The organism is Novosphingobium sp. AAP1 (assembly GCF_001295765.1).
Lineage (GTDB): Bacteria > Pseudomonadota > Alphaproteobacteria > Sphingomonadales > Sphingomonadaceae > Novosphingobium > Novosphingobium capsulatum.
Genome location: NZ_LJHO01000009.1, coordinates 49,245 through 65,035 on the forward strand (window position 1 = coordinate 49,245; position 15,791 = coordinate 65,035).

15 protein-coding genes are annotated in these 15,791 nt (G+C 64.5%); 12 read left to right on the top strand and 3 right to left on the bottom strand.

Annotated features, from left to right (window positions below; all coding sequences use genetic code 11):
- Positions 1 to 72 precede the first annotated feature (72 nt).
- Positions 73 to 1,086, top strand: coding sequence for a UDP-glucose 4-epimerase GalE (gene galE / locus IP65_RS15720; RefSeq protein WP_054132278.1), 1,014 nt, complete (start codon positions 73 to 75; stop codon positions 1,084 to 1,086).
- 27 nt (positions 1,087 to 1,113) lie between these two features.
- Here galE and IP65_RS15725 read toward each other — a convergent pair whose 3' ends face one another.
- The 3 genes from IP65_RS15725 to IP65_RS15735 all read right to left on the bottom strand — a co-directional run bounded on the left by IP65_RS15725 (position 1,114) and on the right by IP65_RS15735 (position 3,219).
- Complete coding sequence (locus tag IP65_RS15725) at positions 1,114 to 1,362, bottom strand: ribbon-helix-helix domain-containing protein (protein WP_028657920.1); 249 nt, start codon at positions 1,360 to 1,362, stop codon at positions 1,114 to 1,116.
- A 43-nt stretch (positions 1,363 to 1,405) separates the two neighbouring features.
- The gene (gene phbB / locus IP65_RS15730) at positions 1,406 to 2,128 is read right to left on the bottom strand and encodes an acetoacetyl-CoA reductase (RefSeq protein ID WP_022676532.1); all 723 of its coding nucleotides are present in this window, start codon (positions 2,126 to 2,128) and stop codon (positions 1,406 to 1,408) included.
- Positions 2,129 to 2,424: 296 nt separating this feature from the next.
- Positions 2,425 to 3,219: a hypothetical protein gene (locus tag IP65_RS15735; RefSeq protein ID WP_231627743.1), complete on the bottom strand. Its 795-nt coding sequence runs from the start codon at positions 3,217 to 3,219 to the stop codon at positions 2,425 to 2,427.
- 713 nt (positions 3,220 to 3,932) lie between these two features.
- On the opposite strand from IP65_RS15735, the gene IP65_RS15745 reads away from it, so the two are divergent.
- The 11 genes from IP65_RS15745 to IP65_RS15795 all read left to right on the top strand — a co-directional run bounded on the left by IP65_RS15745 (position 3,933) and on the right by IP65_RS15795 (position 15,770).
- Positions 3,933 to 4,349, top strand: coding sequence for a DUF3576 domain-containing protein (locus IP65_RS15745; protein WP_369801301.1), 417 nt, complete (start codon positions 3,933 to 3,935; stop codon positions 4,347 to 4,349).
- 89 nt (positions 4,350 to 4,438) lie between these two features.
- Positions 4,439 to 6,979 carry a leucine--tRNA ligase gene (gene leuS / locus IP65_RS15750; RefSeq protein ID WP_054132280.1) on the top strand — a complete coding sequence of 847 codons (2,541 nt, stop codon included), beginning with the start codon at positions 4,439 to 4,441 and terminating at the stop codon, positions 6,977 to 6,979.
- A 64-nt stretch (positions 6,980 to 7,043) separates the two neighbouring features.
- Positions 7,044 to 7,535, top strand: coding sequence for an LPS assembly lipoprotein LptE (gene lptE / locus IP65_RS15755; protein ID WP_022676528.1), 492 nt, complete (start codon positions 7,044 to 7,046; stop codon positions 7,533 to 7,535).
- 10 nt (positions 7,536 to 7,545) lie between these two features.
- On the top strand, positions 7,546 to 8,568 hold the full coding sequence (holA, locus tag IP65_RS15760; RefSeq protein ID WP_054132281.1) for a DNA polymerase III subunit delta: 1,023 nt from the start codon (positions 7,546 to 7,548) through the stop codon (positions 8,566 to 8,568).
- Positions 8,569 to 8,788: 220 nt separating this feature from the next.
- Complete coding sequence (locus IP65_RS15765) at positions 8,789 to 10,210, top strand: exopolysaccharide biosynthesis polyprenyl glycosylphosphotransferase (protein ID WP_231627744.1); 1,422 nt, start codon at positions 8,789 to 8,791, stop codon at positions 10,208 to 10,210.
- 828 nt (positions 10,211 to 11,038) lie between these two features.
- Positions 11,039 to 11,806 (top strand): LuxR family transcriptional regulator, encoded by a 768-nt coding sequence (locus IP65_RS15770; protein ID WP_028657915.1) that lies wholly within the window; start codon positions 11,039 to 11,041, stop codon positions 11,804 to 11,806.
- 85 nt (positions 11,807 to 11,891) lie between these two features.
- Positions 11,892 to 12,551: an acyl-homoserine-lactone synthase gene (locus tag IP65_RS15775; RefSeq protein WP_022676524.1), complete on the top strand. Its 660-nt coding sequence runs from the start codon at positions 11,892 to 11,894 to the stop codon at positions 12,549 to 12,551.
- Positions 12,548 to 13,405: a phytanoyl-CoA dioxygenase family protein gene (locus IP65_RS15780; RefSeq protein ID WP_054132282.1), complete on the top strand. Its 858-nt coding sequence runs from the start codon at positions 12,548 to 12,550 to the stop codon at positions 13,403 to 13,405. Before IP65_RS15775 ends, IP65_RS15780 begins: the two co-directional genes overlap by 4 nt.
- On the top strand, positions 13,402 to 14,025 hold the full coding sequence (locus IP65_RS15785; RefSeq protein WP_054132283.1) for a GntR family transcriptional regulator: 624 nt from the start codon (positions 13,402 to 13,404) through the stop codon (positions 14,023 to 14,025). Before IP65_RS15780 ends, IP65_RS15785 begins: the two co-directional genes overlap by 4 nt.
- 225 nt (positions 14,026 to 14,250) lie before the next feature.
- Positions 14,251 to 14,772, top strand: coding sequence for an RNA polymerase sigma factor (locus tag IP65_RS15790; RefSeq protein WP_174544788.1), 522 nt, complete (start codon positions 14,251 to 14,253; stop codon positions 14,770 to 14,772).
- Positions 14,769 to 15,770, top strand: coding sequence for a FecR domain-containing protein (locus tag IP65_RS15795; protein ID WP_054132284.1), 1,002 nt, complete (start codon positions 14,769 to 14,771; stop codon positions 15,768 to 15,770). Before IP65_RS15790 ends, IP65_RS15795 begins: the two co-directional genes overlap by 4 nt.
- The last annotated feature ends 21 nt before the right edge of the window (positions 15,771 to 15,791 follow it).

Genomic DNA, 15,791 nt, shown 5'->3' on the forward strand with positions numbered 1-15,791 from the left:
GCCCACAACTTTTGCATCTTCCTCTTTCATGGCCTCGGCAGCGGGGCTGCAGCGCCAGAAAAGGTACGCATCATGTCGAAAGTTCCAGTCCTTGTTACCGGCGGCGCAGGCTATATCGGCAGCCACGCCGTGCTGGCCCTCAAGGATGCCGGCTGGCCGGTTACGGTGATCGACAATCTGGTGACCGGATTTCGCTTTGCCATTCCCGATGGCGTGGCGTTCTACCAGGGTGACATTGCCGACCAGGACCTGCTGGCTCGCATCATCGCCGAACAGAATATCGGCGCGATCATGCACTTTGCCGGCTCGATCATCGTGCCGGAATCCGTGAGCGATCCGCTCAAGTATTACCACAACAACACGGCCAAGACCCGCAGCCTGATCGAGGCGGCGGTGACCGGCGGCGTAAAGCATTTCATCTTTTCCTCCACCGCCGCCACCTATGGCGTGCCCGAAGTGTCGCCGGTGACCGAGGACAGCGCCAAGCAGCCGATCAATCCCTATGGCATGTCCAAGCTGATGAGCGAGATCATGCTGGCCGACACGGCGCGCGCGCATCCGCTCAACTTTTGCGTGCTGCGCTATTTCAACGTTGCCGGCGCCGATCCGCAGGCGCGCACCGGCCAGTCGACCGCCGGAGCCACGCATCTCATCAAGGTCGCGGTGGAAGCGGCCCTGGGCAAGCGTGAGAGCGTTGGCGTATTCGGCACCGACTTTGCCACGCCCGATGGCACCGGCGTGCGCGATTACATCCACGTCTCCGACCTTGCCAATGCGCATGTCCTGGCGCTCGATGCGCTGATCGCCGATCCGGCCCGCTCGCTTACCATGAACTGCGGCTATGGCCGGGGCTTCTCGGTGCTGGAGGTGCTCGACGCGGTGGACCGGGTGACCAACCGCAAGATCAACCGCGTGCTGCAGGGCCGCCGCGCCGGCGATCCCGACTCGCTGATTTCCGACAACAGCCGCATCAAGGCGACGCTGCCCTGGGTGCCGCGTTATGCCGATCTCGATACGATCATTGCCCATGCCATTGCCTGGGAACGCAAGCTGACCGAGATTCGCGGCGAAAACTCGGCCGGCTGACCGGAAACGTAGTGAAGCTGCGCGCGCTCAATCGCTGCGCGCAGCTGCCACGGCTTGCGCCGCCAGCCACAGGCGAATCGCCCCGGCGAGGCCGGGCGGCGTCGGGCTGGCGATGCGTTCGGCATCGATTCGCGCGACCAGCGCATTCAGCGGCAGGCCTTCAGCCTCTGCCGCGCGGCGCAGCCAATCCCAGAACAGCGGTTCCAGGCTGATCGAGGTCTTGTGCCCGGCGATTTCGACCGAGCGCTTGACCGGGGGATGATAGGGACTGGTCATGCCGCAGGTGACGGGCGGCACGCGCGGTGCCACCCGCCAAACATCAGTACATGTGCTGGCCACCATTGATCGACATCGTCGATCCGGTAACGAAGCCGCCCTCTTCCGAAGTCAGGAAGGCAACGCCACGCGCAATTTCGCTGGCCTGGCCAAGGCGGCCGGTGGGAATGCGGGCAACGATCTTTTCCAGCACAGCAGGCGGCACCGCCGCGACCATGTCGGTATCGATATAGCCCGGCGCGATGGCATTAACCGTCACACCATACTTGGCGCCTTCCTGGGCCAGGGCCTTGGTAAAGCCATGAATGCCGGATTTGGCTGCGGCATAGTTGACCTGGCCATACTGGCCGGCCTGGCCATTGATCGAGCCGATGTTGACGATACGGCCCCAACCACGATCGCGCATGCCCTGGAACGTGGCCTTGGCCATGTTGAAGCAACCGCCCAGGTTGATGCGCATGACCTCGTTCCAGTCATCGAAGCTCATCTTGTGCAGCACGCCATCGCGGGTGATGCCGGCGTTGTTGACCACGATGTCGATCGCGCCCACTTCGGCCGCTACGCGGGCGCAGCCTTCCATCGTCGCTTCGTGATCGCCCACGTCCCAACGGTAGGCCTTGATTCCGGTCCGTTCGGTAAAGGCCTTGGCCTTTTCCTCGTTGCCCGCATAATTCGCAACGACGGTTCGTCCCTGTTCCTGCAAGGCAAGGCAGATCGCTTCGCCGATACCCCGGGTTCCGCCCGTTACGATGGCCACTCGCGTCATTCTTGTACTCCCGTACTTCACCAGCTTGGAGAGCGGCTAGGCTAGGGTGATGACACCCGCGCGACAAGCCGGCTTGCGTCCAAACCGATAAATTTCTTCGACGAATATCGATAAGCAATGGCGCAGGATTGAGGCAGTGATGCTGCGGCCGGCAAACGCAGCAAATGCGCCTGCTCGCCCCATGCGGACCGCGGCCACGCGCAGGATGGTGCTGGCGCAGCTTGCAACAAAAAGGCCCGCCGAAGCGAGCCTGTTGTTCCACCGAAATGGAGAAGATCGCGGGGGCAATGCGGCGATCAGAAGCGGAACTGCGTTCCGAGGTAAACCGCTTGGCTGTCCTGGCGCGCATCGGTCAGCGGATGCAGGCGATCGCGGTCCGAGGAGTAGCGAACACCCGCAGTCACATCGAGATTGCGGGTCAGGCGATAGCTGCCGCCGAAATCGACCTGGTAATCGCCCTGGGTTTCCAGCGTGCGCGGGGCGCGGCCGGCGCGCTCCTTCTCGTCCAGCGCGATGCGCGGCGCGAGACGGCCAGTGCTGCCCGTGGTGGCAGCGGCCGACGGCGTGGCCACGGCAAAGTGATTGAGATCGGGCATGTCGAGGCGCTGCGTATCACGGTCGAAGCCGTCGCCGGTGCCAAGACCGCTGGTCACGGCAAAGCTTTGGTAGCCGCGCGCCATGCCCAGGTTGAAGGCATTGGGCACGATGCGCAGCGGGGTGCCGTTGCCGGCAGCGCCGCCAATGTTGCCGAGCACGCCACGCACCGAGATCGCCCGGGCAACTTCCGGGTTGACCCGCACCGCCACGGTGATGGCGCGGTCCGCACGCGAATCTGCGCCGGCCGGGGTGAAGCGGAACATATGGCTGTTGCCAAGGCCACGCACGGTGATCGCGGCAGCCAGCTTGGGATCGCCCGAAGCCGGGGTGAACGAACCGATGCCGCCGCGCGCCGCCAGGCTGACCTGGGCAAGCGGCTTGAACGAGCCGGTGACGGCACTGCTGACCGTGGGGGCGATGACCAGGCCAGCGGCAATGCAGGTGGCGGCGAGCAGCGGCGCCCGCAGCGCGCGCGGCAGCACGGAACGGCGCAAGCCCTGCGCGTTCGCCTTTTTGCTGCCCCTGCCGCTCATGTTCCTGCCTGCTTCCTGTCTTTGGTCGTTGCGAATCACATTATGCATCATGCGATCGATGTGGCCGGTAAAACGACGCTAACATGACGAAGGCATGACACTCCACTTCGATGTACTCCTTCGCCCCGGTGATTTCCAGATTGGAAACGTCGGAACCGCCAAGGATTTCCCGCGCTGTGGCCAAGTGGTGACACCAATGCCGGACCACCTGCCCAAACACCACGGATTGCGGGCCAAAGTGCATCCACCCACGCTTGCTGCAATCGGTTTTGGTTGCCCGGTCATTCACCACGCGTTCACCGCCGCAACCGCTTCAACCGTCAGTGCCCCACGCCCTTGTACGCCGGGGATTTGCCAGCTCAGATGAAACAATGCGCGTGTCCTGGCAACGCGGCTTGCCGGGCAGCGTACCAGGGTGATAGAGGCGTGGCCAAAGCAACCGTGCGAGGCCACGGAAAATTTTTCTCTGCCGTGCGCCAGCACGGTTTTATCATCGCCGCGGGGATGACCGCCGCTGCGCCAGACAGGACAGGATTGACGTGACGATCAGCGCCATCGCCCGCCACAACACCACCGCGGCCTCTGACACTGCACCGGCTGATGCCGCCGGCCAGATCCGTGGCGCCAGCCGGACGATCGGCCGCGCGCTTGCCGTCGGCATCCTGGCCGTGGCGATTGCCGGCTGCGCAAGCCATGGCCACAAGAAGCTCGGCAAGCTCGAGCGCATGCGCACTGACATGGCGTCGAGCAAAGTGACCACGATCGGCGTGAATGCCTACCTGTGGCGCGCCACCCTCGATTCGCTGTCGTTCATGCCGCTGCTGCAGACCGACAGCAACGGCGGCGTGATCGTCACCGATTGGTACACCAGCCCGCGCAACCCGGGCGAACGCATCAAGGTGACCGTGTCGATCCTCGACCAGGATCTGCGCGCCGACGCTCTGCGCGTCGCAGCGAGCCGCCAGGTCTCCCAGAACGGTGTGTGGGTCGATGCGCCGGTCCAGGCCGCCACCGTCCAGAAGCTGGAAGACGTCATCCTGACCAAGGCGCGCGACCTGCGCCGCCAGGCGCTGCCTTCGGGCATCAACTGACCGACCCCACCCGTATCGACCGAAACGGTGGCACGCCCGGCAGCGGCACGCGCTTGCGATAAGGCGTGCCGCTTCCTAAAGAGCGCGCCATGACTTCCGCCCCGTCTTCAGAACCCACCCGTTTCGATTCCGCAACCGCCGATCTGCGCTGGCAGAAGGCGTGGGACGATGCCCAGTCCTTCCGCGCCGACGATACGAGCGCGAAGCCGCGCAGCTATGTGCTCGAGATGTTCCCCTATCCGTCGGGGCGCATCCACATCGGCCACGTGCGCAACTATACCATGGGTGACGTGCTGGCGCGCTACAAGCGCATGATCGGGCACGAAGTCTTGCATCCCATGGGCTGGGACGCGTTCGGCATGCCGGCGGAAAACGCCGCCATGGAAAAGGGCGTACATCCGGGCGGCTGGACGCGCGAAAACATCGCCAACATGAAGGCGCAATTGAAGCGCCTGGGCTTTGCGCTCGACTGGAGCCGCGAAATCGCCACGTGCGAGCCGGAATATTACGGGCATGAACAGGCCCTGTTCCTCGATCTCTATGCGGCAGGCCTGGTCTATCGCAAGGAATCGGCGGTCAACTGGGACCCGATCGACCACACCGTGCTCGCCAACGAGCAGGTGATCGACGGGCGCGGCTGGCGCAGCGGCGCGCTGGTCGAAAAGCGCAAGCTGAACCAGTGGTTCCTGAAGATTACGGACTTCGCCGACGAACTGCTCGAGGGGCTGTCCACCCTCGACAAGTGGCCGGAAAAGGTGCGGCTGATGCAGGAAAACTGGATCGGCAAGAGCCAGGGCCTGCAATTCGCGTTCGACCTGTCGAACGGGGACAGCCTGGAGGTCTATACCACCCGCCCCGACACGATCTTTGGCGCCAGCTTCGTCGCCGTGGCCGCCGATCATCCGGTGGCGCAGGGCGTGGCCGCCGGCAATCCTGCTGCGCAGGATTTCATCGCCCTGTGCAAGCAGGGCGGCACCACTGCGGCCGAGCTGGAAACGGCGGAAAAGCTGGGCTTTGACACCGGCATCACCGCGCGCCATCCGCTCACCGGGGCGGCGCTGCCTGTCTACATCGCCAACTTCGTGCTGATGGATTATGGCACCGGCGCGATCATGGCCGTGCCCGGACACGACCAGCGCGACTTCGATTTCGCCACCAAGTATGGCCTGCCGATCCTGCGCGTGGTCGCTACCGATCCCGCCGACGCCGATAAGCCGTTCGGTGTCGAAGCAGAGGCCGGCGATGGCGTGCTGGTCAACTCGCAGTTCCTCGACGGGATGAGCGTGGCGCAGGCCAAGAAGGCCGTGATCGACCGCGCCCAGGGCGAAGGCTGGGGCCAGGGCCAGACCGTGTGGCGCCTGCGCGACTGGGGTGTGAGTCGCCAGCGCTATTGGGGCACGCCGATCCCCTTCGTGCACTGCGAAGTGTGCGGCGTGGTGCCGGTGCCCAAGAAGCAGCTGCCGGTCACCCTGCCCGACGACGTGGATTTCTCGGTGCCGGGCAATCCGCTCGACCGCCATCCCACCTGGAAGCATGTGCCCTGCCCGCAATGCGGCCACGCCGCGCGGCGCGAGACCGACACACTCGACACGTTCGTCGACAGTTCGTGGTATTTCCTGCGCTTTGCCAGCCAGCCGGCCGATCGCCCGTTCGATCCCGACGTGATCAAGCAGTGGCTGCCGGTGGAACAGTATATCGGCGGCATCGAGCATGCGATTCTGCACCTGCTCTATGCCCGTTTCTGGACCCGTGCGCTGGCCCGGATCGGCAAGATCGAGGTGACCGAGCCGTTCGGCAGCCTGTTCACGCAAGGCATGGTCACGCACGAGACCTATTCCCGCGTCGATCCCGCCAATGGCCAGCCGATCTGGTACGCACCGGGCGAGGTGGAGCGCACCGGCGACGGGGCAACGCTCAAGGCTGATGGCCAGCTGGTGGAAATCGGCCGCGTCATCAAGATGTCGAAGTCCAAGAAGAACGTGGTGGACCCCGACGATATCGTGGCCCGCTATGGCGCCGACGCGATCCGCTGGTTCATGCTGTCAGACAGCCCACCCGAGCGTGACCTGCCTTGGTCGGAAGCCGGAATCGAGGGCTGCGCGCGCTTCGTGCAGCGGTTGTGGCGCCTGTTTGCCCAGGCCGATGCCAGCGCCACGGGCGAGGACAAGGCGCTCGATCGCAAGGTCCACCAGACGGTGCATGCCGTCGCACTGGATATCGAGGCACTCGGCTTCAACAAGGCCGTTGCGCGCATCTATGAGCTGACCGGCGCCACCGAAAAGGCCGCGCCCTCGGCCAGCCGCACCCAGGCGATCCGCACGCTGCTGCTGCTCGTGGCGCCGATGATGCCGCATCTGGCCGAAGAAGCCTTTGCCACGCACGGCAGCGGCCTGGTGGCCGACGCCGCCTGGCCGACGGTCGATCCGGCTCTGCTGGTCGACGACGAAGTGACCGTCGCCGTTCAGGTCAAGGGGAAGCTGCGTGATACGCTGACCGTCGCCAAGGGCACCGCGCGCGAGGAACTGGAAGCCCTTGCGCTGGCATCCGACAAGGTGCAGCGTGCACTCGACGGGGCAGCTGTGAAGAAGGTAATCGTGGTGCCCGATCGATTGGTGAACCTCGTTGTCTAAGTCCCGCATCACGCTCTGTTTGGCCTTGTTCTGTCTGCCGCTGGCCGGCTGCGGGTTGCAGCCGATGTATGCCGGCGGCGGATCGGGCGCCGTGGCACGGGCGGTGTCTGCGGTGGACGTGGCGCCGATCGCCGGCAAGTCTGGCTGGCTGGTGCGCCACGCCCTCACCGACCGGTTGGGCAGCGGGGGCAAGCAGCCGCAGTACCGCCTAGACGTGCGCCTTGACGAAAAGCTTCAGGGCCTGGGCCAGCTGTCGGACGACACCATCACGCGCGAACGGCGCACCATGCGTGCGCGCTATCAGCTGGTCGATCTAGGCAACGGGGCAATCGTGCTCGATGCCACGGCATCGGCCGACGCCGGGCTTGACGTGGTATCGAGCGAGTATTCCGTGATCGCGGCAGAACAGACCGCGCAGGAAAACCTCTCGCGCGAGATTGCCGACCAGATCATCACCCGCGTCGCCACCCGGCTGCGCGAAAAGACCCAGGGCACTGCGCCTGTCGCCGTGCCTGCCGCCCCCGCGCCTTCGCCCTCTCCTGCCCCCGGCCAATAGGCCGATCGCCGTGAAGGTTACGCAAAAGACCTTTGCCGGCGCGGCTGCCCGCGCCGCGCAGGATTGCCGGATCTTCTATTTCTGCGGCCCCGACGAAGCCGGGGCAGCCGATGCCGCCGCTCGCATCGCCGGCCTCCTGGGCGAGGCGGAGCGGGTGGAACTGGCCGGGGCGGAACTGCGCCGCGATCCTGTACGCCTGGCCGACGAAGCGCGCTCGGTTTCCCTGTTTGGTGACCGCCGCCAGATCCACGTGCGCACCGCCGGCGATGAAGTGTTCGATGCCGTCGAAACCCTGCTGGCTAGCCCGGTAGACGGCTGGCCGGTGCTGATCGTTGCCAGCGCGGCCACCGACAAGTCACGCGTAGCCAAGTTGCTGGGCGATCGCGGTGATACCCTGGTCGGCATGTTCCATCCGCCCGATCTGCGTTCGGTCGTCGATGCCGTGCGCGACATGGCCGGCGCGGCCGGCTTGCGCATGACCGGAGATCTCGCCGAGCGCATCGCCCGCGCCACCGCGCTCGATACCCGGATGGCGCGCAGCGAGGTGGAAAAGCTCGCGCTCTATCTCGATGCCAGCCCGCAATCGCCGCGCACGGCCGACGCCGCCGCGCTTGATGCCATCGGCGCATCGACCGAAGACGATGGCATGATGCCGGTGGTCAATGCGGTGCTGTCTGGCGACAGCCGTCGAGTCGGCTCCGAACTGGCGCGCGCGCGGGAAATGGGAATTAACCCCGTCGGTTTGCTGCTTGCGTTCGAACGACGGGCCGCACAACTGGCGCAACTTTGCGGGCGCATGGGAAGCCGCAGCGATATCAATAGTTTCCTGGAACAGGAAATGGCCGCGCGGCGAGTTTTCTTTCGGGACAAACCCGATCTGGCAAATCAGCTCAAGCGCTGGCGGGGCCGTCGCCTGGAGCGACTTCTGCAACGACTTATTTCGTTACATCGCAGTTTGTTGGCCGATAGCCGCAACGCCGATCTGGCACTTTGGCAGGCCCTGGCGGAAATTGCGCGGGCTGCAGCACGCTAGGCACGGCCGATCGCTGCCGTAGTGCATGCTGCGGAACCATGCTAAGCATAGATACTTGCCATTATGGAGCAAGCATGTAGATATTGCAGCGCAACAAAGACCTGTTCGGACGCAGCGGCGGCCACAAGTCGACCGGATGGGGCACGATTCGCCTTACCTGCGCCCTAAAACGAAGGCTGCTTCATTGCGGCACCGGCATCGAAGGACAGTGAGAGCGGCAATGACCACGCTAGATCTCCCGGCCCAGACGGCCCAAGCCAAGCAGAGTGAGCAGCGTTCGACTAACGCCGCGCGCCTCAAGCTACCGCTTGCCGCTTCGCTCGAACATCGCCGCCTGCAGTGCTACATGATGCTGATCCTGCTCGACGTGCTGATGATCATCGTCGCCATGCTGGGCGCCAGCGAGGCACAATACGGGATGACGCCCGCTTCGCAGCTGCGGCAACTGGCGTTGCTGGTGCCGTTCTACGTGATCGCCGCGCTGGCCTTCAACGCCTACTCGCTCTCCGCGCTCACCTCGTCGCGCTTCAGCCGGCATCGGGCCTTTGCCTCGCTGCTCGCTGCATTCGCGATGCTGATCTTCATCGCCTTTTTCGCCAAGGTTTCCGACCAGATCTCGCGCGTGTCGACCGGCGCCAGTTTCCTGGCCTGCGCCATCGCGTTGATCCTGGGGCGTACCGCGGTGCAGCCGCTGATCCGCAAGATGTGCGGCCCCACGGCGCAGAACGTTCTCATCCTCGATGATGGCGGCCTGCCGGTGCGCATTCCCCACGCCTGGCATATCGATGCCCGCCAGCACCGCCTGGTGCCCAATCGCAACGATCCGCACATGCTCGACCGCCTGGCCATGTTCATGACCAACATGGACCGGGTGCTGGTCAGCTGCCCGCCAGAGCGGCAGATGGAATGGGCCATGGTGCTCAAGGGCGCCAACATTACCGGTGAACTAATCGACGAAACGGTAGTGGCCATGGGCGTACTCGGTGCACGCCGCGTTGATGACACTGGCTCTTTAGTAGTATCGGCAGGGCCGCTGGGCATGCGCGGTCGCGCAGCCAAACGTGCGATGGATCTGGCTATTGCCGGACCGGCCGTCTTGTTCTTAACGCCCCTGCTGCTGACCGTGGCCTTACTGATCTATCTGGAAGATCGCGGCCCGGTCTTCTTCAAGCAACAGCGCCAGGGTCGCAATAACCGGCTGTTCTGGATCTACAAGTTCCGCTCTATGCGCGTGGCGCAGCTTGATTCAGCTGGTGCCCGCTCAGCCAGTAAGGATGACGACCGTATCACCCGCATCGGCCGCCTGATCCGCCGCACCAGTATCGATGAATTACCCCAGTTGCTCAACGTATTGCGCGGCGACATGAGCATTGTGGGCCCACGCCCGCATGCCTTGGGTTCGCTTGCTGGGACCAAGCGCTTCTGGGAAGTCGATCCGCGCTACAATCAGCGCCATTCGCTCAAGCCAGGCCTGACCGGGCTGGCTCAGGTTCGCGGCTTCCGCGGCGCTACCGATACAGAGGCGGACCTGTCTGGCCGCCTCCAGGCTGATCTCGAATACCTGGACGGCTGGACTATCTGGCGCGACGTGCAGATCATGTTCGCCACGTTCACCGTGCTCGTACACGACCGGGCCTTTTAGCCTCGCAACCTGACCGGAAACCAAATGGGGCCTTGCCGTCAGGCTAGCTTAATGGCCTGCGCCGGCTTTAGTCAGTCGGATGGACCAACAATAATGCTGAGCCCCGACGTTATGACCGCCTCTGCCGTTGTGCACTGAGCCACCGGGCTATCAAATTCCAGTCTAACCGAGCGTCGGCGGTTCGAGCCTCTTTTGCAACGCTGTGACGCTCGATTAGCCGAGCGAGTTGATGACGCGCCGGGGCATCGAGACAACATCCCACCTGCTTCAACGAGGGCTTCCGCGACGGGTTGCTGACGCGCCGCACTTTCTCGGTCTCAACAACGCGGACGTGGTTCTGTGTCCAGTGGGTGGCAGGTTTTTGCACGCCTTGTACGATGGGCTGTTCAGGCTTACCCGCGAGTCATAGCGGGAGCGGGGGGGCGCGCGACGCAGCTGCGATCGGCAGCTGGAGCGTCAAAATTACCGAAAGCGGTGCGCCCAACGTACCATCCTGAATCTGACTGTAAGGTGGGGCGGTGAGTCAGAAGGAAAATTGAATGGCGGCAAGGGCCGTCGTCGAACAACAACCAGACCGCTTCAAGATATCCTGCCATTGCAAGCCTTCGTTTGTACGACATAATGATACGCGCACGTCTGCATATTTCGAAGGACCACCCCAGTGCTGCGCCAAAGTGTTCGCCCACCGTAAGACGCCAAATTGAAGGCGGAACGACATATAGCTCAACTGGGCGCCGTGGCAGTGTGGAACTTAGCCGACGACACCCACCTTAAGGCGATCACGATTGGAGCTTGGGTAGCCGATCCGTGCCATCGCACGGCCTTGCCATGCCTTTGTATCTCACCGAGGAATTGTCACACGACATCGCCCAAGCGTTTGATCTGTCGAACTTGCATAGGGCTCTGCAGCGCGCCAGCAGACGCATGGGCTTCGACCATTTTGCGCTCAATTTCGATTTGCATCATCACGGCGCATCGCCCGATGGTGTGCTTCTGCACGACTATCCCGACGCCTGGGCGAAGGTCTATGTGGCGTTCGACCTTGCCGGCCGGGATCCTGTCAGGCGGGCGTGCGACAAGAGCCTGACCGGTTTTGCCTGGCGAGACTTGTCCCGTCTCATCCCCATGACCAAAGGCGATCGCCAGATGCTGGACATTGGCCGTGAGGTCGGTCTTGCCGATGGCTATACTATTGGCAGGCATCTTCCTGGCGAATCGAGCGGCTCCTGCAGTTTCGTCATGCGTGCCGAACGAAGCTTGCCACAGGGCATGCTGATGGTTGCCGAACTGATCGGCGCGATCGCCCTCGCCGCGGCACGCCGCCTGACCGTCGGACCAACCACGCCGCCGCAGGTCCAGTTCACCGATCGCCAGCGCGAGTGCGTGCTGTGGGCAGCGCGCGGCAAGACAGCCTACGAAACCAGCATCATTCTCGGGATCAGCGAGGAAACGGTCATCCAGCATCTCAAGATGGCGCGCGAACGCAGTGCCCTGCATTCGCGCCATGAGCTGACGACCTTCGCCCTGCTCTGTGGCTTCATCGGCTACCAGGACATTTTCCCGTGGTGGTGGCGTGCGGGTCAACGATCGGGCTGACCGAAGAACCGGCTGCAGCATCCCCATTCCTTGGTATGGTCGGCTGCGCTGCGACGTGATGGGATCTGGTCATGCCACAACGGGGATGACCACCATGCTACCCAACCCGATGCTGTCGCGGGCCCGCCCACAGCCAAGCGCCCCGGCGCCGGTGGATGTTGAGACCAAAGCCCTGCGCGCGATGTTTGCCGCCCGCAAGCGCGTCTTCGTCGATCTGCTGGGGTGGGATCTGCCGGTTCTCGCCGGTCGATTCGAAGTCGATCAGTTCGACAATCCGTGCGCCGAATACCTGGTTCTGGCCGACACGGACGGAACCCATTGTGGCTCGGCGCGGCTGCTGCGCAGCGATGGTCCGCACCTGCTGGGTGACCTCTATGCCCACCTGTGCCCCGCTGGCGTTCCCTGCGGGCCGGGTATCCGCGAGATTACGCGTTTTTGTCTGGATCCCGCTCTGGGCGCCGTCGCACGACGCAAGACCCGCAACCAGCTGGTTACGGCGCTCGCCGAACACGCGCTGGCCCACGGCATTGCCGCCTATACCGGCATCGCCACCTACGCCTGGTTCGAGCAGATTGCCCGGTTCGGTTGGGTTTGCCGCAAGCTCGGGCCCGCCGGCAACCTGCGCGCCAGCGATCTCGTCGCGCTGCACATCACGATTGACGACCAGACGCTGCCCGGCCTGATCGCTGGCGGCGTCTACGACCGGGCTGCCCGTGTCCTGCATCGTGCAGGAGACCTGGCATGACCAGCACGCGGCTCGCAGCCGATCTCGCCGTGCTGGATCGCGACGGCTTCGTGATCGTCCACGATGCCGTGCCGCGCGCCTGGATCCGAGCACTGGATCGCGAACTGGCCGATGATTTCGCGGCAACGCCTTATGCCAGAGGCGACTTCTACGGCCACAGGACCAAGCGCTTTGGGCGACTGCTGACCCGCGCCGATCAGGTGCAGGACCTGGTGCTCTGTCCGCATATCCTGGCGCTGGCCGAAGCCGTGCTGGGCACAGCCTGCGAACGCATCCAGCTCAATGTTGCCCAGGCCATTGCAATCCATCCTGGCGAGCGCGCGCAATTTCCCCATGCCGACCAGGACATGTGGGGCGGCGTCAAAGGCACCCACGAATTCCTGCTCAATGTCATGTGGCCGCTCACCACGTTCACCGCAAACAATGGTGCGACGCGGCTCTATCCCGGCACCCATCGCCGTCCGCCACAAGCGCTCGATGATCTGCCCGCCCCGGTGGTCGCGGCCTGCCAGGCCGGAGCGGCGATCTGCTTCCTCGGGTCCACCGTCCATGGTGGCGGTGCCAACATCACGACAAGACCGCGCCGGGGTATCGTTATCGGTTACAGCCTGGGCTGGCTCAAGCCTTATGAAAACCCGTTCCTCGCCTACCCGCCGGCCGTAGCGCGGCAGTTTCCGCGTCCACTGACCGAACTCCTCGGCTATGTTCAGCATCGGCCCAACCTCGGCAATTTCGAAGGGCAATGCCCGTCGCTGCTGCTCGAGGACACTGTTCCGGCAGCGCTCGGCGCCGTCGATGCGCTGCGCCCCGATCAGGCGAGCGCGCTGGCGGCATTTGCGAGGCATGACGCTTGAGCCCGGCCCATGTCTTCGAGCCGACCTATCGCGCCTTGCGCGAGCGCTTGCTGACGGCCACCTGGCCACCAGGCACGCGACTGGAGAGCGCCCGCCTGGCCGCCCAATTGATGGTCAGCGCCACGCCGGTGCGCGACAGCCTCAACCGCCTCCTTGGCGAAGGGCTGGTCGTGCTACATCCCGGCCTGGGGTTTCTCGTGCCGCGCCTGCTCGAGCAGGATGTGCGCGATCTTCTCACCTGCCAACACCACATAATCCTGCACGCGCTTGAAGACGCAACACCTAGCGGACTGGACCTCAGTGTTGCGGCTGCGGACAACATGGCCGACACGCAACTGACAACGCGTCGGCGCGCGCTGATCACCGATCTTGCGCAGGCCTGCCGCAACCGGGCCTGGGGCGATCTTGCGCAGCAGATCGACGATCGCCTTGCCCCGGTGCTTCATCACGAAGCGGAGGTGCTGGAGGATGTCGCAGCCGAACTGGACAGCCTGGAGGAGACCTGGTCGCGGGCCCGAGACGGTGGCGCGCCATTGGCGTCGCTGATTCCGCTGCTGGGCCGCTTTGCGCAGCGACGCATTGCTGCAGCAAGCGCTCTGCTCGTCCGCCTTGCCGGCTAAGCGCTTGTCAGTCCTGGCACGCTGCGCCATGATGGCGCTGGTTGCCGATCGCTGGCGCGGCAACCTGGGAATGGCTCCCGCCAGACATCATGCACGCCTGACCAAGCGGTCGGGCGGCTGCCGCACCACCGGGAACGGCTTCCCTGCGGTGCCTTGGCAGCACAGTCCTGAACCAAGCGACGTGCCTTCCGGCGCGTTGTTGGGTATGCCGGCACGGAAACGGCCGTGTCTTCATCCTCGGGGCGCCCCGCTCCGACCGAAACCCTGCTTGGCCGCGCCTATCGCGCGGAGCGGCCCGGATTGCTGCGTTTCCTGCGCCGCAAGGTCGATCCGGATCTGGCAACCGACCTGCTCCACGATGTCTTCGTGCGCGCGCTGGGTAGCGCCGACGCGGATCGCCTGGCCAACCCCGCAGCATTCCTGCGCAAGGTTGCGGGCAATCTGCTGATCGACCGGGCCCGCCGCGCAGCGCGCCACCCTGCCCCGCTGGCTCTGGCAGAAACCGAGGAACCCGCCGTTGCACCAGAGCAGGGACTGGCGCTCGAAGCTGCCGAACTGCTCGCCTTGTACGAGGCCGCCGTACAAGCCCTTTCACCACGCACCCGCGAAGTTTTCCTGATGCACCGGGTCGATGGCCAGACTTATCGCGAAATCCATGAAGCGCTTGGCATTTCCGTGGCAACAGTCGAATATCACATGATGAAAGCCCTTGCTGCAATTGCCCGGGCCGTGGAACCGGCGCGATGACCACTGTGCCGCCAACCGGCCCAGAGATCGACCTGATCGAGGAAGAGGCGATCGCCTGGTTCGTGGTGCGCCAGGATACCGAAGGATTCACCCGGCAGGAAGAATTCGAAGGCTGGATTGCGCGCAGCGCCGCCCATGCCTCGAGCTACGCGCGCATCGAGCGCCTGTATCGCGATGCCGCCATCCTGCAGATTTCGGACCGCTATGGTGCTGACCGCCACGAACCGACGATCGCCGTGGCGCAATCCCGGCGCTGGCGCGGGCTGCTCATTGCCGGGCTCGCTGCTGTCGCCGTTGCAAGCCTCGGTTTGCTCCTGCATGCATGGTCCGGGAGCGAGCCGCCATCCTCGCCAGCACAAGTGCTCGCCAGCGACAACGGCGCGATCCGCAGCATCCATCTGGCTGACGGCTCGACCATTACCCTCGATGCGGCCAGCCGCGTGGATGTCCACCTGAGCGGAAGCCAGCGGCGCTTCGCGCTGGTCAACGGTCGTGCGCGTCTCGATCTGGTCAAGGACGGCCGCCCGTTCATCGTTACTGCGGCGAAAGAAGAAATTGCCGGCGACACAGCGCTGCTCGATGTCGAGACCAGCGGCGAAGCAGGGCAGGCCGTGCTGTGGCGTGGCGCAGCCCAGGCCAGGCCCCTCTGGCATGACGCGGCACTGCGGTCCGATGCTGCCCCCCTGCGACCGTCAACCGCACGCGCCCTTGGTCCCCACGCCGGACACCAGGTATCCCCGCGTGATGCGGTCGGCAGCCGCGACTGGCCGAGCGGATGGGCCGAATATCGTGCGCTGCCGCTCGGTACCCTCGTGGAAGTCGTCAACAGCTATGGCCACACCCCGTTGCGGATCGACGATCCCGCTGTCGCCAGCGCGCTTGTCTCCGGCCGCTTCCGCCTGACCGATCCGGATGCCGTGGCACAGCGCCTGGCCGACGTGTTCAATCTCGTGATCACGCGACGCGCAGACGGCATTCATCTCGCTGCACGAAAATAATTTTGCTCGACCCTAAGGTAC

Coding starts and splice junctions, on each gene's coding strand:
- galE (WP_054132278.1), top strand. CDS start 73: ATGTCGAAAGTTCCAGTCCTTGTTACCGGCGGCGCAGGCTATATCGGC.
- IP65_RS15775 (WP_022676524.1), top strand. CDS start 11,892: ATGACCACCATGCTACCCAACCCGATGCTGTCGCGGGCCCGCCCACAG.
- IP65_RS15770 (WP_028657915.1), top strand. CDS start 11,039: ATGCCTTTGTATCTCACCGAGGAATTGTCACACGACATCGCCCAAGCG.
- IP65_RS15795 (WP_054132284.1), top strand. CDS start 14,769: ATGACCACTGTGCCGCCAACCGGCCCAGAGATCGACCTGATCGAGGAA.
- phbB (WP_022676532.1), bottom strand. CDS start 2,128: ATGACGCGAGTGGCCATCGTAACGGGCGGAACCCGGGGTATCGGCGAA.
- lptE (WP_022676528.1), top strand. CDS start 7,044: ATGTATGCCGGCGGCGGATCGGGCGCCGTGGCACGGGCGGTGTCTGCG.
- leuS (WP_054132280.1), top strand. CDS start 4,439: ATGACTTCCGCCCCGTCTTCAGAACCCACCCGTTTCGATTCCGCAACC.
- IP65_RS15765 (WP_231627744.1), top strand. CDS start 8,789: ATGACCACGCTAGATCTCCCGGCCCAGACGGCCCAAGCCAAGCAGAGT.
- IP65_RS15780 (WP_054132282.1), top strand. CDS start 12,548: ATGACCAGCACGCGGCTCGCAGCCGATCTCGCCGTGCTGGATCGCGAC.
- IP65_RS15725 (WP_028657920.1), bottom strand. CDS start 1,362: ATGACCAGTCCCTATCATCCCCCGGTCAAGCGCTCGGTCGAAATCGCC.